A 21,096-nucleotide genomic window follows, 5' to 3' on the forward strand; every position below is an offset into this window, starting at 1 on the left:
TCCTTATAATTTGGAATTGGTCAGCATGCTATAGTACTTCCCTTTTGCTTTTAACAATTCCTCTTGTGAACCTGATTCTATCAGCTTCCCACTTTCCATGACAAATATTAAGTCGGCTTTTCTAATGGTATTCAATCGGTGAGCAATAACAAAGCTTGTTCTACCCTCCATTAGTCTCTCAAGCGCTTCTTGAATTTTAAGCTCCGTAACTGTGTCTATACTAGAGGTAGCTTCATCTAAAAGAAGAATAGCAGGGTCTGCTACTAATGCACGAGCAATGGATAGCAATTGCTTTTGCCCTTGGCTTATCTCTCCACCGTCTGCTGAAAGCACGGTTTCATATCCTTTTGGCAGCTTCATAATAAAATCATGAGCATTCGCTCCCTTAGCGGCGTTTATAATTTCCTCATCTGTAGCGTTTAGCTTTCCGTATCTAATATTTTCTTTCACGGACATTTCGAACAAGAAAGGGTCTTGTAATACAAAGGCAGTTTGACTACGAAGCGTCTGTCTCGGAAGTTCACTAATTGGTATTCCATCTATCAGGATTCTTCCTTCATCGGCTTCATAGAAGCGTGCAAGTAGCTGCATAATAGTAGTTTTCCCTGCTCCCGTTGCTCCTACCAATGCAGCTGTTTTACCAGCTTCTACATGGAAGGATACTTGATGGATAGTGGGCTTTTCGTCACTTACGTTATAGCGGAAGGTTACATTCTCAAATGTCACATTCCCTTTCAGTTTGTATTCCTTGTTACGCTTTGCCTCATCAACTTCTTCTTTTTCATCCATAATGGAGAAGACCCGTTCCGCTCCGGCTATCGCTGAAAGCACTGTATTAAACTGGTTGGCTAAGTCGTTTAAAGGTCTAGTGAACTGCCTCGAATACTCCGTAAATATAACAATAACACCTATAGAAATATGCCCGTAGAACGCCAACACCCCTCCCGCAGCTGCCACTAGCGTAAAGCTGACATTGTTTAAGAGGTTCATCACCTTAGGGATAGATCCAGAATATAAGAGCGCCCAATAGCCTGTCTTTCGTAGATGCTCATTTTTCTCTGAGAACTCCTCTAGCATTCGCTCTTCCTGTGAGAAGGCTTTGACAATTCGTTGACCAGAAATCGTTTCTTCAATCATTCCGTTCAGCTCACCGACCGCCTTTTGCTGTTCCTTGTAAAGCTTGGAAGTTCTCTTCGTAATCCACTTCATTGCAAAAAACATGAAAGGTACAATAATGAGCGTGATCACTGTTAATAAAGGACTTAAATACAGCATTACCACTGTAGTGCCAACAAGTGTCAATAAACTAGAGAATACTTGGATGACGGAAGAGTTTAATGTCTGGCTGACGTTTTCTATGTCATTTGTCACTCTACTCATCAGTTCTCCATGCTGTCGCTTATCAAAGAAGGAGACCGGAAGCTTCTGAAGATGTTCAAAAAAGGATGTTCTTAATCGATAGACTGTTTGCTGTGCTATACCGACCATCCAGTAGCTTTGTAAGTACATAGCTACAGATAGGAATACATAAACCAGGACTAACCAGCCAATCAAACTTCCCAGCCCTTCAAACATTCTATCTGTAATATGGGTATCAATAATGACGCCGACTAAATACGGTCCCAGTAAGGATAAGCCTGAGCTCACAATGACAAGCAAGAAAACGATTATGAGCAAAAATCTTTGCTCATCAATAAGCCTCCAAATATTAAGCAATACCTTCTTCCAGTCTGATGCCTTCTCAACCTTCTTTTTATTATTCTTCTTTAAATCTTCTTTTGTTAATATTGGCTCATATCCGAAAGGCTTAAAGCTCATGATGTTCGCCCCCCTCTTGCTGTGATTCCGCTATCTCTCTATATAGAGAAGAACCTTCCATGAGCTGTTCATGAGTTCCATAAGCAGAAACCCTGCCATCTTCTAGTAATAGAATATGGTCTGCTCCTTTTGCAGTTCGGATTTTTTGCGTGATGACGAGCATAGTAGCTTGCTCCTTCTCCAAAGCCTTCCAAAGAGCATTTTCTGTCGAAACATCTAAAGCACTTGTGCTATCGTCTAAAAGCAATATCTCTGGCTTCCTAACTAAAGCTCTAGCAATGGAAAGTCGTTGCTTTTGCCCCCCTGATAGATTTACTCCTTTTTGACCCACTCTTGTTTGATACTGATCTGGGAATTGTTCAATAGACTGATGGATTTGAGCCTGCATTGCCGCCTCTTGTAGAAGCTCACTTTCAGCTGTAGCGTCTCCCCACCCTAAATTCTCTTCGATACTTCCAGTGAATAAGATAGATTGCTGCGGTACCAAGCCAATCACTTCTCTTAGCTCTTTTAGCGGCCAAGCTTTTATATCTACTCCATTAACTAGGATTTTCCCCTCTGTTGCTTCAAAAAAGCGTGGGATCAAGCTAAACAGTGTTGATTTTCCAGAACCTGTGGCTCCCATAATAGCTAATTTCGATCCAGATTCCACCTTAAAGGTAACATCCTTTAAAACAGGCGTATCGGTTGTTGGATATGTAAATGAAACATGTTGAAACTCTAGTTCTCCAGTTCCACGAGCAGATTTTTTCTCCGTTATCTCGATTTCCTCTATTCCCTCTTTTATTAGCAGCACTTCTTCTATCCTCTCTGAAGAGGCCTTTGCTCTAGAGAAGAAGATGATAATAAACGAAAACATAGAGAAAGCGCCCGTCATTCTCATCGCATAGTTAACAATCGCCACAAGCTCTCCAATTTGTGCTCCGTCCGTTTGGATTTCCTTTGCACCAAACCAAAGAACAGCCAGCAAGCTGATATTCATGACGAATAAAAGGACTGGTAGGATAAGCTCCATAATTCTAAAAGCAGTCACATTATCAACCTTTAAGTTATTTGCTACACTTGCAAACCTCGTACTTTCAAAGCCACCTCGTAGATATGCTTTGATTAGTCGAATGGCCTGTAAACTTTCTTGTACCTTACGTGTCACTCTATCTACACTCGTTTGAACTCTTCCAAATAACTTTAATCCCTTTCTACTCATTATATAAAGGAATATAACTAAGAATGGAGCGCCCAGCACCAAGTAAAGGGCAAGCTTTGCGTTCACAAGGAATGCCATTGCAATACTTCCTACTACTAATAATGGAGCTCTCAACATGATTCGGAGTCCCATAAATATTAAGTTTTGCGTAATCGTCACGTCATTCGTCAGTCTAGTGATCAAGCTAGATGTCGGGAACCTCAAAAAAACAGTCATCGTAAAGGTTTGCACCTGTTTAAATAATGCCTGCCTGATATCATACCCATAGCTTTGCACTGCATGTGAAGCTAAGAAGGTATTCACAATTCCTGCAAGAAATGCTAGAAAAGATAAGCCTAGCATGATAGCTCCCCAGTAAATAATGGTTCCTCTGTCCTGTGCAATGATTCCCTCATCAATAATGATGGATATTAATAAGGGCTGAATAAGCTCTACCGAAAGCTCAATGAGCATTAAAAATAGAGCTACAATTACTAGCCATTTATATGGCTTTAAATAAGAAAAAATGGTTCTCACAACAAACACTCCTAGATTCTTCGCATCTCGAATTAATTCTCGTAAACTCTATTATGCCATATCCAGTTTCTAATAAATAGAAAAAATATAATAATCTAATTATTTTCTGTGAGTTTTCAAAATCTTCATAGGAGTCAACCGTAAGAAAATGTTGCTAACTGCTTTTTCCCCTTCTCCGTTTGTTGGTTTTCCTTTTTAGTTCTCCTCCTATTGAAAGCCAAGTGACAAATACCAACATAACGAAAACGCCAGTATATTGCCATAACCCCAGCACCTGATGAAACAATAACACGGAGACAATCATAGCTGTCAGAGGCTCTATACTAGACAAGATACTTGTCTCTACCGCAGTTATGTACTTCATGCTCGAGAGGAACATAATAAAAGCTACTGTCCCAATAAGAATAATAGCGGGAATAACCAAGCTAACCGGATAGCTTACTAGATAGCTCCACTCTTCCGCACTCCAAATAGTTCCCGTTAACGCTAAGACCATGCCTCCGACCAGCATTCCCCAACCAACTATCAATAGTACTCCCCACTTGCCCATTAGTTGACTTGGATAAACAGTATAGAAGGCAAAAGTAATTCCCAAAGCAATACCCCAAAGAACCGCTTCTTTACTAACCAATAATTGCGCAGGGTTTGCATTAGTTAATAGTAAAAACAAACCTGCTAAGGTTCCTATGATTCCTATCACTTGGTACTTAGGTGGAAAGACCTTCGCTTTCCAGGAAACAAAAAGAATGATATAAATAGGTCCCAAGAATTGCAGCAATGTAGCAATGGACGCATTACTTGCTTCTATAGCCGCTATAAAAGTGTATTGCACACCTAGCATTCCTAACACACTAAAAAAGAGGAGTTGCTTTACCCAGCCAAGATCTGTCCATATAGTCATAATCTTAACCCCTTTTAACCGCAAGAAAGTCAAAAGCCCCATTCCAGCTGCCAGTAATCGTATTGTTAGAAAAAAAGAGATAGACATCTCCGTATTCTTCAAAACCCACTCCATCATTGGGCCAGACAATCCCCAAAGTATGGACCCGATGACAATTAAAAAGATCCCTTTTCCTCTTTCCAACGTTCATCCTTCCTTTTCTAATAAATTTTATATAAGCATTTAGCCCTAACATTAAAAATAATATGAATATATTGTTCTAGACTAATGACTAATTTCTCTAGATTCTATATAATCAAGATAGATAATTTATTGGGGGCGTGAAGATGTATCTTCAAGAAAACACGATAGATATAAGTGAAGCTGTGTTGAATAATATACCATTTCCAACATTTTTGACAGATAGCGAAGGTCATATCATTTGGTGGAGCAAAGAAGCAGAAAAACAGTTCGGATATACTACAGAAGAATTAGTAGGCTCAAAGATTCCATTCTTTACCGAGCACACACATGGACATTTAGCAGCAAAATGGAAAACACTGTTTAGTAAAAAAGATCCTATAAGTTTAAATCCAGTAATAATGCATTCTAAGGATAATGAAATAACGAAGACCTCCTTAATAGTAAAAGCCATAACGATTAATGAGGAAAACCTTGTGTTGTTCCAGTTTGACCTTCATTCAGCAATTAGTGTGGAAAGCTCTGCTTTTTTTGAACTTCAGTTGTTAAAGAAAGGACTTTCCGAATCCTTTATGGTCCTTTACATGGACAAAGAGGGATTAATCATGCATGCAAATGATTTATTTTTAAAGCAAAGCGGTTGGACTCCTAAACGCATTATAGGTAAATCATTTTGGCAATTATTCCCTAACACAAATGAGCATTTAACTTTGGCTGATAGCATCATGGATAAACTACAAAGAGGAAACAACTTCCATGGTACTATCGAGAAAATGAATAAGGCTGGAACAACTTATTGGGTTAACCTCATAGCTATGCCTATTACAGATGTTGAAAATAATACACTCTACTATCTATTATTGGAAGAGGAAGTCACGGAGCAAAAGCTTCTACAATCTCGCTTAGAAGAGATTGCATATATTGACGCAGAGACAGGACTTATGACTCGCCACCGGTTAGAAGGCGTTGTGAATGAGTATATTCAAGATAATAAGCACTTTTCCTTTGTTACCTTAAGTCTAAATCACTTTTATACTTTAAGAGAAATTTTAGAAGATAAGCCTGAGGCAGAGCTTCTAGTAGAGTTCACCAAAAGATTAAAAATTTATTTTGAGGATTCACATATTGCCAGAACAGGACGAGATGATTTTGCTATTATCAGTCCTCTTAGTGACTGGTATATCGAAGGATTTGTTCATTTCTTAAAACAGAACCCTATCTATATAGAAGGAAAGCTTATCCCTATAACGGTTAGCGGGGCAATCACAAGATTCCCAGAGGACCAACAGAGCTATTTACATCTAATGAAAGCAAATAATACTACGCTACAAAAGGTAAAATTAGAGGGTGGTGGCGTGATAGCAACCCTATCTCAAACTGATCATCATAAGCTCTCTAGGAAATCCCAAATTGAAAAGCGTTTGTTAGAGGCCCTAAACCACAATAACTTCCAAGTAATGTACTTGCCTCAGCGAAATCTACAGAATGGAAAAATTACTACTGTAGAGGCTTTAGTACGCTGGGAGGATGAAGTGCTTGGTGTTGTCAGTCCAGACGAGCTTATTCCAATTGCAGAGGAAACTGGCCTTATCAATGAAATCGGAACATTTATCCTTGAGAAGTCTTGTGAACAGGCAGCTGTTTGGCAGAAAAAGGGGCTTGATGTCAAGGTAAGCTTTAACTCTTCCATTCGTGAATTTAGGGATAAAGATATGGTAAAAACAATACACACTGCTTTGCAAAAACATCAATGTGAGGCTGAATGGATTCAGATAGAATTTACTGAAAAGTTCGCTTTAGAGGCTGAGGCAGAGAAAGCAATTATTAAACAAATGCAGGCTTTACAGCAAGAAGGTGTTGGTTTTACATTAGATGATTTTGGAACTGGTTATGCTTCCTTAAGATACTTGCAGCTATTGCCTATAGGAAAACTAAAAATAGATAGAACGTTTGTCTCCTCACTGATACAAAAAGAAAAGCTGCAAAAGCTCGTACAAGGCATCATTCAGTTCGGTCAATCTTTAGACGTACTGGTAGTAGCTGAAGGCGTTGAAACTAGTGAGCAGTACAATTTGCTAAAAAGTATGGGGTGCGATGCAGTACAAGGATATTACATTAGTCAGCCAGCCTCTGTAGAAGATATAGAAAAATTATTAATAGAGGATCAAAAAAACGTGAGCTAGGGTACCCTCCCTACTCACGTTTTTTTAATTCGCATCAACATTTCTTTCCAAATCTGCGTTAAAATTTCTGCAAAAACTAACCCCATCGCTATGGATCCAGAAACCATCAAAGCAATTGCCGCAAATTCTACAGCTACACCATAATCCTTCTCCACTACATTTCTCATTGCATTATAAGCCGAGCCTCCTGGTACAAGCGGAATAATACCAGCAACACTAAATATAATCATTGGCATTTTAAATTTCCTTGCCATTATATGTGCAACAAATGCGATGGTGAATGCTCCAGAAAAAGATGCAATGATTTGGTCTCCGGAGAATTCTAAGACATATTCTTTTACAAGCCAACCTGTCATCCCTACTAGTCCACAATATGGAAGAGACTTTTTGGGAGCGTTAAATACTATCCCAAATGCCGTTGCTGCTATAAAACTAAGAATGGCTTCTCCAAGATACGACATTGTCATTCCTCCCTAGATCGATAATATGAGTGCTACTCCCGCTCCTATTGCAAACGCCGTTAGAAATGCTTCTGCCCCTTTGGAGAGTCCAGAAACGAAATGACCTGCCATTAAATCACGAACTGCATTCGTGATAAGCAGGCCCGGAACAAGCGGCATTACAGAGCCAATAATTATATGGTCGATTTGCTTTCCATACCCATAGGTAACAGATAAAATTGCTATTACGCTTATCACCAGTGCTGCAAAAAATTCCGCAAAAAACTTTACTCTTGTTTTTTCTTCCAATAAAGTGGAGACCGCATATCCCACACCTCCAGCTACCATAGCATGTGGCACGTCTATTAAATCTGTACCGAAAAGCCATAGAAAGGCACCTGAAGCAACGGATGCACCAATTATTTGAATCCAAAATGGGTACATCTTATGTTCTAGCTCTATTTTTTTTAATTCCTTATATGCTACCTGGATATCTATCTCCTTGGAGGAAAGTTTTCGAGATACTGCATTTACAAGGGCTATTTTTTCTAAATCTGTTGTCCTTGAATTAACTCTCACAAGTCTAGACGGCACCTCGTTATCTCCACTAAAAATTATTCCTGTTGGAGTAACAAAGCTATGAGATTCAGTTAGATTTTGCGAAAGAGCCATCCGATCCATTGTATCCTCAGCTCGATAGGTCTCCGCGCCACTTTCCATCATTAGCTTTCCTGCTAGCAAACAGCACTCAACCGTCAAATCAAAGTCCTTATTCAAGGTACTTGCCTCCTCTTTGCCACACACTTAATTACCAATAGTTTTATCTAACTATACCATTTACATCCCTAAAAACGGAGAAATTAAAAGAGTCAAAATCCTTGTAATAAAAAACTGCAATCTCCCCTGTTAAGCCAATCTTAACTTCCGGAGATTGCAGTACAGATATTTAGTAAGTTACGTCACTTATCTTTTCAAAATCATTGTATCGGTAGCTATTTATCTTATTTGCTCCAACCGTAAAAATAGTATCCCCGACAGTCAATACTCGTTGAATCATCATATCCCAATTTGGCTGTTTCTGCGAATCTTTCCACTGGTTCCATAGCTCTGCTTTTAGGGAAATACCATTTTGTGGAGTTATTTCAAACAGAATAGCACCCTCTTGTTGAAAATCGTGATAGTTTTTCCCCTGAGTCTGGCTGTAAATAGATACAGGGAAACCATATAGTTGCTTTTCCTCATCTAGGAAAAGTGCTTGGTAATCATGGTGAACTGCCGAATACGTACCTCGACCACCAATTATAACTGAGTCAACTTCCACTGGATTCGTGAAGTCTGTAATATCATATAACGAAACTTTCATTTCTCCCAGCTGAATAGTTTGTTCTGCCCCTTCTTTAGAGCTCACGTTTGTCTCATATCCAAATCCGATTACATGATCCTTGTCTAATGAATGAAGATAATTATTAAAACCTGGGATGTTAAGCTCCCCAAGCATTTGAATGGAATTTGGATTTGCCAAGTCAACAGCATATAGGGGATCCGTTTCTTTAGAGGTCACCATATATGCTCTATCTCCCATAAATCTAGCAGAGTTGATTTTCTTCCCATTTGCCAATCCTGTTAAAGAGCTTATCGGCTTCATGTCCTTATCAAGAACGTATAATCGATTCTCTAAATGTTCTCCAGGGGCTTGTTCTGCTAGGCTGTCTGCTGAAGACTCCTCATTCCCTAATTCAACACCTTTGCTAGTCACTGTCCGGAAATAGCCATTATATTCATCCATAGCGTACTCATTCAAAACAGTACCTTCCAAACGGTGAGAACCTTTAAACTCTACTGAGTCCTTATCTAGTGCAAATTTATAAACCTCTGTTTCTACACCCTCCGGAGTGCTAGCTAGTAATCCAGCATTACTCTTCTCAAACTTGTTTAGATGAGTGGTTAGATAAAGGTTTTCTTTCGACATATAGAGCTGATTGCTACTGCCTAGGAAGCTTTTTATATTCACTTTATTCTCTTCTAACTCTTCTATATTTAAACCAGAAATTATCGTATAGTTGCCTTCTAAAGAATTAGGTAAGATTGCAATACTGCCATATCCAAGAATCTTCGCTTTCTTTCCTCTTTTAGAATCAAAAACATATGGACGAAGCTCTACATCTTCTTTTTCCTCCATATCCCAATAGCTAGGAGTAGAATTAGTTACTAAATAGAGCGTCTTATCTTTCAATCGAACTTCATTTAAATTACCTTCCGATGCCATTTCCCTTTTATGACTAGGATATTTTGGATTAGAGATATCATAGAAGTAAACTGCCGTCATTGGCTTTAAAGGTACTTCTATTGTTTCAGGCTCTTCTTCCTCTGGCGCATCTTTTTCTTCCTCATTCTCATCTTCTACAAGGACAGTTTGATAATATGTTTTCTGTCCAATGACCATTAATACATCTTCGCTTAAAAGAAGCTGACTTGGATAGAAGTCCTGATCAAAGCTGATGCTAGAAATCTTTTGCATATCGTTAGGGTTTTCAATGTTTACAATAGACACTTTCCCTTGAGTTAATGTGTATATATGCTTACCATCTGTTTTCGCAACATCCGCTGCTTCTACACCCTCTACTAGATTATTAATTGTAGAGTAGTCTAATCCAACATCACTAGATTCTGTTCCCTCTTCCGTTTCCTTCATAGGGCTATTTTTTTCAGCGTTCGCTTTTCTTACTTTTTCAAAGTATGCTGTTAACTCGTCTGTGGTATTAATGGTCGGAATTTCATTTGTCACAGTAAACGTGTATCTACTCTTCCCCATACCATATTTTTTCTTTACAAACAGGACATAGTTATCGTCCTCTAAATCAGCTATTTCCAAAGACTTGCCGTCTTTCGAAAGTACAAAGTTAGCATCTATATTTTTTCCATTAATATCTTGTAAATACACATTTCCATTTTGGAGATCCTGTTCACTAACAGGCTCAGAAAACGTAGCACTAAATACTTTTTTTGATAATACAATCCCTTCCGCATCTACATTTTGCTTGGTCACATAAAACATCCCAATGGAGCCAACGAGACATAGCGCAATAAGAGATATAATCCATTTTTTCATAATCTTCTTCCTTTCTCTGACTCTCTTGTTATAACATTAGACAGCTAACTTCGCAAATAGGTTTCAATGCCCAGTTAACATTTTAAATAAATACTTCCATTCCATAGAGAATTTTCTAATATTCTATTATCATAGAATAGGAGGGGATGTATATCAATATAAGGGGGGCGAAAAATGAAGTTTCTTACTCGTTTTTCAAACAAAGTGATGGAGAAATTTTTACCGGATCCGTATATTTTTGTAGCACTATTGACACTACTTGTATTTATACTCGGAATATTTTTAACGGATACGAAACCGCTTGAAATGGTAACTTACTGGGGAGATGGCTTTTGGGGATTGCTATCTTTCACTATGCAAATGGTTGTTGTTCTACTAGCTGGACACGTGCTAGCGAACAGTCCAGTGTTCAAAAAGGTTCTAAGTGCCATGGCTAGTACAGCCAAATCACCTGGCTCTGCAATTCTATTAGTTTCTGTTGTTTCCTTAATAGGCTGCTGGATCAACTGGGGATTTGGTTTAGTGTTAGGAGCGTTATTTGCAAAGGAAATTGCTTCAAAGGTTAAAAATGTTGATTATCGCTTACTTATTGCAAGCGCCTATTCAGGGATGATTATCTGGCATGGAGGATTAGCAGGCTCTATTCCATTATCTATCGCAACAGAGGGACATCCATTTGCAGGTGTAATGGGAGTTATTCCAACAACAGAAACTTTATTCTCTACATACAACTTAGTCATCGTAATTGTTCTATTTATATCCGTTCCATTACTGAACAGATGGATGATGCCTAGCAAGGAAGATACATTTGCGATAGACCCTTCTCTATTGGAAGAAGAAGTTGTTGAGGGAAAAACAAATGAAAAACCAACCCCTGCGCAAAGACTCGAAAACAGCTATGTGCTTACTATACTAGTTGCTCTATTGGGATTGGTATACTTAATTAATCACTTCCTTACAAAAGGATTTGATTTGAATTTAAATATTGTAAACTTAATTTTTATTACTTTAGGGATTTTATTCCACGGAACACCAAGAAGTTTCTTAAATGCAGTGAAAAATGCTGCCAAAACTGTAGGGGACATTGTTGTTCAGTTCCCTTTTTATGCAGGAATTATGGGTATGATGCAATTTTCCGGACTTGCAAAAGTAGTTTCTGATGCTTTTGTAGGCATCTCGAATGAGCATACGTTTTACCTCTTTACCTTTTATGCAGCGGGAATTGTAAACTTTTTCATCCCTTCTGGCGGGGGACAATGGACCGTGCAAGCTCCAATTATGCTAGAGGCTGCAACTACGTTAAATTTAGACTACGCAAAGACTGCTATGGCTATAGCTTGGGGTGATGCTTGGACCAATATGATTCAACCATTCTGGGCGTTGCCAGCACTAGCAATAGCTGGTCTAAAGGCAAAGGACATCATGGGCTATTGTGTTTTTGTACTGCTTTTAAGTGGCTTAATTATCAGCCTAGGTTTATTCTTTTTCTAATTAAATATCATTCATTCCCCTCAAAAAAGGGGCCGTCTGAAAAATCATTTTGAGACGGCCCCTTTGCGACGAGGATGGTGGCATTTTGATGCGACCACCGCAGGAGCAATGGTACAAGCAGATATCTGTCAAAGAAGGAAGGGGGTGTCCCATAAGTTTTTTACTTATGGGACACCCCCCCTTCATTTTTTCTTCCATATCAGCGTAGATTCAAAGTCCCACTATTTCCCCTCTAGCAACAGTTTCTTTTATTTCTACACCTCTTGCAGCCATCTCTTTAATATAAAGGTCGCCAGGGACAATTAATTCCGGTGCATATACTCCGTGCTTTGCAATGACGCCGTTCCCAATCATTTGAGCTACAACAGAGATAGTGTTTGCTGTTGCTCTCGCCATTGCTGTTTCACCGGATAGTGGATCCTTTTTAGTAGCCATCTCATAGGAATAGACTGTATCTTCTCCGTCTTTTACTCCTTTTACAATGACCCTTAATAGCACTGCGTCCTCTTTGTCACCAAGGAGAAGCATAGGTGTGAGCACCTCTTTTAGCACTTCTCGAGCGCTTACTTGATTTCCACCAACATTCACCGATGTCTCTTTATTCGTTAAGCCCAAGTCTACCAATAGTTTAAATTTCTCTGCGTGCCCTTTATAACGAATCGTCTTGTACTCCATCGTTTTTACATCAGGGAAAGATTTAGGTAAGGTAGATGTGCCCCCTGCAGTATGAAAAGCCTCCAGCTCACCATATTCCTCAAAGTATATAGGCTCAATTTCTGTCAAAGACTCTATCTCTTGCAACTTTCCATCTCTGATAACATGCGAAGGATCTGTGTAGTGATCAAATACTCCTTCTAACGAAAATACGATATTGTAATTAAAGAGGCCTTCAGGTTCTACCGGAATCCCCCCAACATATAGATGAATATCTGTTACCTCGTCTAATTTACTAGCTCCGTAGCCAGATAGGATATTGATCATTCCTGGAGCCACCCCTAGATCCGGAACAAGTGTAACCCCTTTTTCTATAGCCTTTTCATGTAAGGATAGAACAACATCCGTTGCTCCTCCAATATGCCCACCTAGATCAACAGAATGAACACCAGCTTCAATTGCCAGCTTAGCCACCTTTTCGTTAAAGGTATAGAATAAAGCATTGATTACCACATCTGCTTGCTTCATAACTTCCAAAAGGTTGTCCTCATCATTTGCATCAAGTCTTAATACCTCAATTTTGGCATTTTGCATTTTTTCCTTAAATAAACTTGCCTGGCCTACATCTAAATCACATAAAAATACTTTTTCCACATTTGGACTCATGATAAGATCACGAGCAGCCTCTTTTCCCATTAATCCAGCACCTAACACCGCTACCTTCATTCTCTCATCCCCTTTTTTATTCGGTATCTATTTGTGCACGCTGCAGCTTGCCACTAAAGTCAACGTAGATACTCTTCCACTCCGTGTAAACATCAAGAGCTGCTACACCAGAATCTCTATGTCCATTCCCAGTTCCTTTTGTTCCACCAAAAGGAAGATGAATTTCTGCGCCTGTTGTTCCTGCGTTCACATAGACAATTCCTGTATCCAAGTCTCTTTGTGCTTTAAAAATTTTATTAACATCACGACTAAAGATAGAGCTAGAGAGACCGAACTTCACCCCATTATTTACTTCAATTGCTTCTTCAAGTGAACTTACCTCTATGATGGAAACAACCGGTCCAAATATCTCTTCCTGCGCAATTCTCATTGTCGGTTTTACGTCTGTAAACAAGGTAGGAGCATAGTAGTTGCCTTTACTTAGATCACCTTCGTCCAGCATTTTTCCTCCAGTTAAAAGCTTAGCTCCTTCGTCCTGACCAATTTTCACATAGCCATGGATTTTTTCAAGTGCAGCTTTGTTGATAACAGGTCCGACTTTAACGGATTCGTCTAGACCATCACCAATGGTTAGTTTCTCCATTTGCTCAAGGAGCATATTTTCCAGGTCCTTCTTAATATCCTTATGCACGATGACTCTACTGCATGCCGTACATCTCTGCCCTGCTGTCCCAAATGCACTCCAAAGAATGCCTTCTACCGCAAGGTTTAAATCCGCATCGTCCATCACAATTACAGCATTTTTTCCGCCCATCTCTAAGGAAACCTTCTTTAAATGCTTACCACCCAGCTCAGCAACCTTGCTTCCCGTATCGGTTGAGCCAGTGAACGAGATAACCTTGACGTCTGGATGCTCAATTAAAGAGGTACCTACCTCGGAACCAGAGCCAAATACCACATTTGCAACTCCAGGAGGCAATCCTACTTCTTCGAAAATTTTCGCCATTTCATAAGCCATCATTGGTGTTTCGGTCGCTGGCTTCCAAATGAAGGCATTTCCCGCAACGATGGCAGGGAAGGATTTCCACGTAGCGATTGCTACTGGGAAGTTCCAAGGAGTGATTAAACCAACTACTCCAATAGGTGCTCGCACGCTCATAGCAAACTTATCTGCTAGCTCTGAGGGTGTTGTTTCTCCAAACAACCTTCTTCCTTCACCCGCCATATAGAATGCCATATCTATCCCTTCTTGGACTTCCCCACGGCCTTCCTCTATTACCTTCCCCATTTCCTTAGTAAGCACCTGAGCCAGATGCTCTTTTCTCTCTTTCATAATTCGACCTATCTCATATAAATAATCTGCACGCTTAGGTGCCGGTACCAATGCCCAATGCTTTTGAGCTTTAACCGCCGCCTCAACTGCTAGATTAACATCTTCTCTCGTGGACAACCTTACCTCTGCAAGCTGTTCCCCATTCGCAGGATTAAGTACGGCAGTATAGCCGGCATTACTTTCATCCTGCCATTTCCCATTAATAAAATTCGTTAACTTCATTCTATTTACCTCTCTTTCAAAAAAATGAAAACGTTTGCATAGTTACTACATTCGATAAAAATTTTAAAAAACCTCCCTAAAAACTAAAAAATAGGAAAAATCCAAATACTTACCATGAGGGAAAGTGGGAATAATGATGGAACAGGTCATGAGCTTAGAAGAGCCGATAGGCAGTAGAAGTTTATTAAATGTTAATGCAACAAATTAATTACTTTAAAATAGGGGATTACCAAGAATAACTGGTTACTTTTCTAATTTAGTGGACAAAATAAAGGGTGCAGGTAAAAAGTATGTTCACTGATGAAAATTTATTCCTTACCCCCTTCAGGAGTGAAGATACGGAAGGCATACTCCCCTTACCTAATAACTCCATTTCAATCGATTTAACTTAGTACGCCTCGTAAGGAACTAGTCAAATTTGTGCTATTCCCCGAAAAATAGTACGAGAAAATGGTTGAGAAAAATAATATTATTTTAAAAATGATTCACAACCAAATGATATGATCAACGTTTGGATATTTGTAAGCGCTTTAGATTTAAAAGGAAACAACAATTGTAAAAATATTGCGCAAGGAGAGTTCAACATGACCAATCAACAAAACACGAATATGGAACAATTTCCATGGATGGACAAATCGTTGTCCCCACGAGAGCGTGCCGAAAAACTTGTAGCCGCTATGACATTAGAACAAAAAATCGCTCAACTCCACGGTTCCATGGCGACAATCAACATCTATGACATGCCTTCAATGGATGAAATGAATGCTATGACACCTGAGGAACAAGATAAGCTCATGGCACAGCTCCAAGTACAACGCCATGTAAAAGGTATAGAGGAGTTAGGAATCCCTCGTTTCCGTATTACCAACGGTCCAGTTGGAGTAGGCATGGGAGATGGACATCCAAGTCCTCCTGCAACTGCGCTACCAATGACAATTGGTCTTGCTGCTGGCTTTGATCCAGAGCTAGCACGTGAATACGGGAATATCATTGGCTCTGAGACAGCTACTTTAGGTCAGCATGTTCTAGAAGGACCAGGGGTTTGTCTGCACAGAACACCAATTGCAGGACGTAACTTTGAATACTTCTCAGAGGATCCATACCTTTCTGGTGTGATGGGAGTCGAGGTAACAAAGGCAATTCAAGACCACGATGTTATTGCTATGGGTAAGCATTATGTAGTGAATGACCAAGAGTACGAGCGTTTCCGTACAAATGTGGAAGTAGATGAGCACGTTCTACGCGAGTTATACCTGCTTCCATTCGAAATGTTAGTAAAAGACGGGGATATTGCAGCAATTATGAGTGCTTACAACCGTGTCCGTGGTGTATATGCAACCGAAAACCGCTATATTCTGAATGATATTCTTCGTGACGAATGGGGCTTCGAAGGTTATGTACAATCTGATTTTTGGTCATGTCGTTCAGCTGCTGCTTCATTGAACGCAGGAATGGATCACGAAATGCCAGACGCTAAATGGTTAAACGAAACGAATGTCAAGAATGCACTTCAAGACACTAGCCTTGAAATTGAAACAGTTAACCGCGCATTGGTACGTCGTTACACGCAAATGTTCCGTTTCGGTCAATTTGAACGTCCATACAATCCTGGTGTAATTGACGCTAAAGCTCATGGTGCTATCTCTCGCAAAATCGGCTCACAGGCTGCAGTTCTCCTTAAGAATGATGGAGAGATGCTTCCACTTGACCCGAAAGCTTATAGCTCTATTGTAATCATTGGTCAATCAGAGTTTGTAGACGACGCATGCAATGGCGGTGGAGGTTCATCCAAGGTTGTTCCACTCTACACGGTACCACCAGTAGAAGGTATGCAGGACGTATTAAAAGGTCTTGGTTCGAGTGCGTCAGTCAGCAAGGTGACTGTTGCTCAAGATCTTTCTAACTTGGAAGAAGCAAAAGAAGCTGCTTCTAAAGCGGACTTGGTTATCCTAATGGCTGGATTAGTTGCCTCTGAAGGCTTTGATTTGCCAAGCCCGAACATGTTGAATGATCAAAATCGCATGGTAGATGAACTATTGGATATTAATCCACAAACAGTTGTTGTCATGAAAGACAGCAGCCCGGTTATGATGCCATGGATTTCTAAAGCTAAAGCTGTTCTTGAAGCATGGAACCAAGGCACGGAAGATGGCCACGTTGTTGCCGACTTACTCTTTGGAGTTGTGAATCCATCTGGTAAGGTGCCAACTACCTACGCAGCATCTGAGGGAGATCTTTTATATGCAAATAACCGTGAACGTTATCCAGGTACAGACGAAGGCAATGGCTTCCCTGTAATTCGATATTCAGAGGGTCTTAACATGGGTTACCGCTGGTTCCAATCTCAAGGCATTAAACCATTATTCCCGTTTGGATATGGTCTATCTTACACATCCTTTGAGCTTTCTGGATTCTCAGTTACACCAACACAAACAGACGGTAAATCTCCAATCCATGTAAATGTAACTGTAACTAATACAGGAAAAGTGGCTGGTGCAGAGGTGGTACAGGTATATCTAGGAATTCCTGTTGAAGGACAACCACCTAAGCGTCTTGTCGGGTTCCAAAAAGTGCACCTTGAGCCTAACGAGTCACGCGAGATTACAATCACAATTGACCCAACAGCTACGAATCATCCAATGGGTGTTTGGGATTACTATAAACGCGACTTCGTGGTGAGACCTGGTGATTACACTGTATACCTAGGTACATCTAGTGAAGATACTCCTTACAAAGCAACGATAGTTGTTGAATAATTGAACCATAGGCGGAACAATGTCCTCCACAGCTATATAATGATCCAGGGTTTCCCTTAAGTTTTACTTAGGGGAAACCTTTTTTCATTTGTAATCTTCCTGTTTTTCCTATGTCATACCCAGGGAAAGCTTCAGCTAGACCAAAAACAACTATTTCTTATGAAAAACAACAAAAAATGAGAATTCGCTGAAATACTATGCATATTGCTTATAGTCTGTACTAGCCCGTTTCATATACTTACCTTAAGAACGATTTTATATGTTCTGTACTTTATAAAAGGAGGGATTTCCATGACTAATAATGCTGGACTTTGGGTAGGTATTCTTGGGATTATTTTAGCTATCGTCGGATTCTTTTTCTATCCTTTATGGTTTGGAATTGCAGCTATCGTTTTAGGCTTTGTTGCAGCATACCATTTTAAGCAACTAGTGGTAGGATGGCTTTCTATTTTTCTAGGAATTATCGTACTGATTTATTATTTTTTCTTCTAACCTAGGAGATGGAATAAATCTAATGAGGAGCACTTATGATTCAATCGTTTGATGAGAATTATAAGTGCTTTTTAGTTCTGGAAAACGGCGTTCTCTGCTACATCGGACGTTTGCATGTTAAAGGATGGGGTAAATACTTATATCACTTCTTTTTAAGGAGGTAAACTACTATGCCTATGAACGAGCATTATAATTCTTATGCGTACACAACGGATGATGTTGTAGCAGAAACAGGAGAGTACATGTGTGACTCCGGACATAAGAGGATGCTTTACGAGCGAGACAAGTTCCCTTCCTGTCCTGATACGGAAGTAATCACCTTCTGGAGACATGTCGAGGGTCATTTTCATGAATCAGGTGAGGAAGTAAAAGAATCTGGTCGTTATGTAGATGAAGACGGGGATGAAAAAACGTTAGAAGCCGGTGAAACATTCCCTAACTGCCCTAAGTTCGGTAGCCCAACAAAATGGACTCATTTAGGAGAAAAGTAAAGGCTCTTACCGTCCCAATAGGACGAGTAAGTTTACAGCAAAAATGTGAAAGCATGCTCGCTTTCACATTTTTTCTTTTGTAAAACTAGTTATCCGTAAGTCTACTCCAAAATCAGCTTCTAATAGTTTTCAACGCCTTACTCCATGCAAGCAGTTGGTCTAGCATCGTATTAGCGTTTCCGTCATGATAGCTTGCTGGTTTAAAAACAATCATATTTTCAAAGTCAGTCATAAGCGAGAAGGTTACCGCTGTCCTTACATCTGCCACTTGTAATTCTCCTAGTATTAAACGCATGTTTTCATGTGCTCTAACGCCACCTAAGCTTCCATATCCCACTAAACCAGCTGCTTTATTGTTTAGCTCAATATTTAGATAATCCAATGCATTTTTTAATGCTCCACCCACTGCATGGTTGTATTCTGGGGTGATAAAAATGTAGCCATCAAAGGAAGCCATCTTATCTGACCAGGTTTTGATTGCTATGTTTGCCTTTTCCTCTTGTTCTGGTGGTACCTCCATCCCTAATAAAGGAAGCTTATAATCTAACAAATCCACCAGCTCATATTCAGCATCATTTCTCTTCCTCGCAAAATCAAACATCCATTTTGCTACCGCCTCAGCATTCCTACCCTTTCGTACACTTCCTGTTACAATTGCTATTTTTAGTTTCATCCTCTTCCACCTCCCATAATTCTACACCATTCATTATTTACCCAAATTTTCCTTTTTTAAAAATTATTTCAGTAAAAAGTTCTCGTTGTGTTATAGTTTTAGGTGATCAATGTATTACGAATATCGAAACATTACTTGTTGTTGGAGGTGCTTTCTATGGATATGTTTTTGATTATTTTACCCGTGTTTATTATCTTCTTCATAGGTTTTGTTGGACAAAAAATAATCGGCTTTGATATTAAATCTATCTCTACCGCTGCCCTTTATTTAATGTCCCCTTTTCTTGCATTTCGGACGTTCTATACAAACGAGTTAGACTTAGATTATTTATACATATTCCTATCCTGTGTACTTCTAACAATCCTTCTTCTTCTAGTTGTTTGGTCTATTAGCAAAGCGATGGCTAGTAATCGAACACAATTTTCGGCCTTAGTACTATCTAGCGTGTTTCCGAATAGTGGTAATTACGGAGCTCCGGTTGTATTGTTTGCATTAGGAGCTGCCGGGTTTGATTATGCTGTCATTATTATGGTTATACATGGACTAATGATGAATACAGTAGGAATCTTTTTTGCCTCTTTAGGTGGAGAGAACACTACTGGTTCAAAGGAAGCATTACATAGGGTTTTAAGAATGCCCTTACTTTATGCAGCACTTTTTGGTATTTGCCTACAGCTTTTTTCTGTAGCACTACCTAAACCTATTATGGAAGGAATTAGCTTAGCTGCTGATGCTTCTATTCCAACGGTTATGCTTGTACTTGGAATGCAGCTAGCTGTTATATCTAGAAAAAAAGTGGATTATCGTTTTGTCACAGCTGCCACACTGATCAGAATGGCTGCTTCACCACTATTAGCCGGCGTAATTATGTATTTCATGCCAGTCTCGGATTTAGTGAAAACAGTTTTTATCATACAGGCTTCCATGCCAAGCGCAGCCAATACAACGATGCTTTCTCTTCAATTTGGGACAGAACCAGATCTTGTGTCCTTCACTACTTTTGTTACAACTATTATAAGTATTCTATCCATTCCTATGCTTTTATATTTCTTAGGAGTGTGAAACCAAAAACCTTTATTCCATTGCATAATTCTAACCTAGGTGTAAACAATACAAGAAAGATGTGCGGAAAATTTCCGCTTAGGTAGGAGGTAACAGACTTGAAGTTATCCACGTTCTTCAAGATAGCTGTCTTCTTTGTATCGCTTTTATTTGTTGCTTACACAGCTTTTGCCACAGATAAAGGCCGTCCATATTACGAGGAACATGGGTATGTAATGTGGGAGATTAACACGGAAGAAAAAGTCATTGCGCTCACATTCGATGATGGCCCCCATGAAAAGTATACTCCCCAGGTATTAGACTTATTAGAGAGGTACGAGGCAAAGGCAACTTTCTTTGTTATCGGAGAAAGTGCAGAGAAGTACCCGGATCTCATTTTACGAATGGGAGAGGAAGGGCATGAAATAGCAAATCACACCTATTCTCACCCTTTACATGTAACTCCATCAGAGCTTCGAGAAGAACTAAAGAAAACGAATGATATTATCCAGGGTATAACAGGAACGTATCCTGTTTTTTATAGACCTGTTGCTGGAGCTTACAATGACCAAATCATTAATACCGCCATTGAAGAAGGCTATCGAGTAGTTTTGTGGTCTTGGCATTTAGATACAGAGGATTGGAAAACTCCTGGAGTGAAAAAGATTGTAAATAAGGTTCTGAAGGGTGCCTCACCTGGAGATATTGTGTTATTCCATGATGCAGGAGGAAATAGAACACAAACGGTCAAGGCGCTGAAAGAAATCTTAATTGAATTAAAAGCACAAGGATACCGTTTCGTTACGGTTTCAGAGCTAGTAGAAATACAATCGTTCAACCAAAATCCTTTAGAGGAAAAATAACACACCATTATGAGTGAATTCTCCGAACAATAAACAACGGACTGGAAATTGTCGTAATCCAGT

At 39.6% G+C, this 21,096-nt stretch carries 16 protein-coding genes; 7 read left to right on the plus strand and 9 right to left on the minus strand.

Annotated features, from left to right (window positions below):
- Window positions 1-3 precede the first annotated feature (3 nt).
- The 3 genes from AC1ECF_RS12320 to AC1ECF_RS12330 all read right to left on the minus strand — a co-directional run bounded on the left by AC1ECF_RS12320 (window position 4) and on the right by AC1ECF_RS12330 (window position 4,622).
- Window positions 4-1,818 (minus strand): ABC transporter ATP-binding protein, encoded by a 1,815-nt coding sequence (locus AC1ECF_RS12320; protein ID WP_480389724.1) that lies wholly within the window; start codon window positions 1,816-1,818, stop codon window positions 4-6.
- Window positions 1,808-3,538, minus strand: coding sequence for an ABC transporter ATP-binding protein (locus AC1ECF_RS12325; protein ID WP_480389725.1), 1,731 nt, complete (start codon window positions 3,536-3,538; stop codon window positions 1,808-1,810). Before AC1ECF_RS12325 ends, AC1ECF_RS12320 begins: the two co-directional genes overlap by 11 nt.
- 154 nt (window positions 3,539-3,692) lie before the next feature.
- Entirely contained in the window at window positions 3,693-4,622 is a 930-nt protein-coding gene (locus tag AC1ECF_RS12330) for a DMT family transporter (RefSeq protein ID WP_480389726.1), read from the minus strand.
- Between the two features lie 143 nt (window positions 4,623-4,765).
- Between AC1ECF_RS12330 and AC1ECF_RS12335 the strand changes: the two genes are divergently transcribed.
- The gene (locus AC1ECF_RS12335; protein WP_480389727.1) at window positions 4,766-6,802 is read left to right on the plus strand and encodes an EAL domain-containing protein; all 2,037 of its coding nucleotides are present in this window, start codon (window positions 4,766-4,768) and stop codon (window positions 6,800-6,802) included.
- Between the two features lie 14 nt (window positions 6,803-6,816).
- Here the strand turns inward: AC1ECF_RS12335 and AC1ECF_RS12340 are convergent, their stop codons facing one another.
- From AC1ECF_RS12340 to AC1ECF_RS12350, 3 genes are all read right to left on the minus strand, one after another.
- On the minus strand, window positions 6,817-7,263 hold the full coding sequence (locus AC1ECF_RS12340) for a threonine/serine exporter family protein (RefSeq protein WP_480389728.1): 447 nt from the start codon (window positions 7,261-7,263) through the stop codon (window positions 6,817-6,819).
- 12 nt (window positions 7,264-7,275) lie between these two features.
- Entirely contained in the window at window positions 7,276-8,019 is a 744-nt protein-coding gene (locus tag AC1ECF_RS12345; protein ID WP_480389729.1) for a threonine/serine exporter family protein, read from the minus strand.
- A gap of 169 nt (window positions 8,020-8,188) precedes the next feature.
- Complete coding sequence (locus AC1ECF_RS12350; protein ID WP_480389730.1) at window positions 8,189-10,351, minus strand: beta-propeller domain-containing protein; 2,163 nt, start codon at window positions 10,349-10,351, stop codon at window positions 8,189-8,191.
- 174 nt (window positions 10,352-10,525) lie between these two features.
- Between AC1ECF_RS12350 and AC1ECF_RS12355 the strand changes: the two genes are divergently transcribed.
- Window positions 10,526-11,842 carry a short-chain fatty acid transporter gene (locus AC1ECF_RS12355; protein ID WP_480389731.1) on the plus strand — a complete coding sequence of 439 codons (1,317 nt, stop codon included), beginning with the start codon at window positions 10,526-10,528 and terminating at the stop codon, window positions 11,840-11,842.
- Window positions 11,843-12,052: 210 nt separating this feature from the next.
- On the opposite strand, the gene AC1ECF_RS12360 is transcribed toward AC1ECF_RS12355, so the two are convergent.
- Window positions 12,053-13,222 (minus strand): saccharopine dehydrogenase family protein, encoded by a 1,170-nt coding sequence (locus AC1ECF_RS12360; RefSeq protein WP_480389732.1) that lies wholly within the window; start codon window positions 13,220-13,222, stop codon window positions 12,053-12,055.
- A gap of 16 nt (window positions 13,223-13,238) precedes the next feature.
- A complete protein-coding gene (locus AC1ECF_RS12365) occupies window positions 13,239-14,717 on the minus strand; it encodes an aldehyde dehydrogenase family protein (RefSeq protein WP_480389733.1) in 1,479 nt (492 codons plus the stop codon).
- Window positions 14,718-15,301: 584 nt separating this feature from the next.
- On the opposite strand from AC1ECF_RS12365, the gene AC1ECF_RS12370 reads away from it, so the two are divergent.
- The 3 genes from AC1ECF_RS12370 to AC1ECF_RS12380 all read left to right on the plus strand — a co-directional run bounded on the left by AC1ECF_RS12370 (window position 15,302) and on the right by AC1ECF_RS12380 (window position 18,456).
- A complete protein-coding gene (locus tag AC1ECF_RS12370) occupies window positions 15,302-17,473 on the plus strand; it encodes a beta-glucosidase family protein (RefSeq protein ID WP_480389734.1) in 2,172 nt (723 codons plus the stop codon).
- Window positions 17,474-17,764: 291 nt separating this feature from the next.
- The gene (locus AC1ECF_RS12375) at window positions 17,765-17,965 is read left to right on the plus strand and encodes a hypothetical protein (protein ID WP_480389735.1); all 201 of its coding nucleotides are present in this window, start codon (window positions 17,765-17,767) and stop codon (window positions 17,963-17,965) included.
- A 170-nt stretch (window positions 17,966-18,135) separates the two neighbouring features.
- Window positions 18,136-18,456 carry a hypothetical protein gene (locus tag AC1ECF_RS12380; protein ID WP_480389736.1) on the plus strand — a complete coding sequence of 107 codons (321 nt, stop codon included), beginning with the start codon at window positions 18,136-18,138 and terminating at the stop codon, window positions 18,454-18,456.
- Between the two features lie 112 nt (window positions 18,457-18,568).
- On the opposite strand, the gene AC1ECF_RS12385 is transcribed toward AC1ECF_RS12380, so the two are convergent.
- Window positions 18,569-19,129: an NADPH-dependent FMN reductase gene (locus AC1ECF_RS12385; RefSeq protein WP_480389737.1), complete on the minus strand. Its 561-nt coding sequence runs from the start codon at window positions 19,127-19,129 to the stop codon at window positions 18,569-18,571.
- Between the two features lie 156 nt (window positions 19,130-19,285).
- On the opposite strand from AC1ECF_RS12385, the gene AC1ECF_RS12390 reads away from it, so the two are divergent.
- Both AC1ECF_RS12390 and AC1ECF_RS12395 read left to right on the plus strand, forming a co-directional pair.
- The gene (locus tag AC1ECF_RS12390; protein ID WP_480389738.1) at window positions 19,286-20,191 is read left to right on the plus strand and encodes an AEC family transporter; all 906 of its coding nucleotides are present in this window, start codon (window positions 19,286-19,288) and stop codon (window positions 20,189-20,191) included.
- A gap of 98 nt (window positions 20,192-20,289) precedes the next feature.
- Complete coding sequence (locus AC1ECF_RS12395; protein WP_480389739.1) at window positions 20,290-21,033, plus strand: polysaccharide deacetylase family protein; 744 nt, start codon at window positions 20,290-20,292, stop codon at window positions 21,031-21,033.
- Window positions 21,034-21,096 lie beyond the last annotated feature (63 nt).

It is taken from the genome of Psychrobacillus sp. Z3-81 (assembly GCF_056620325.1).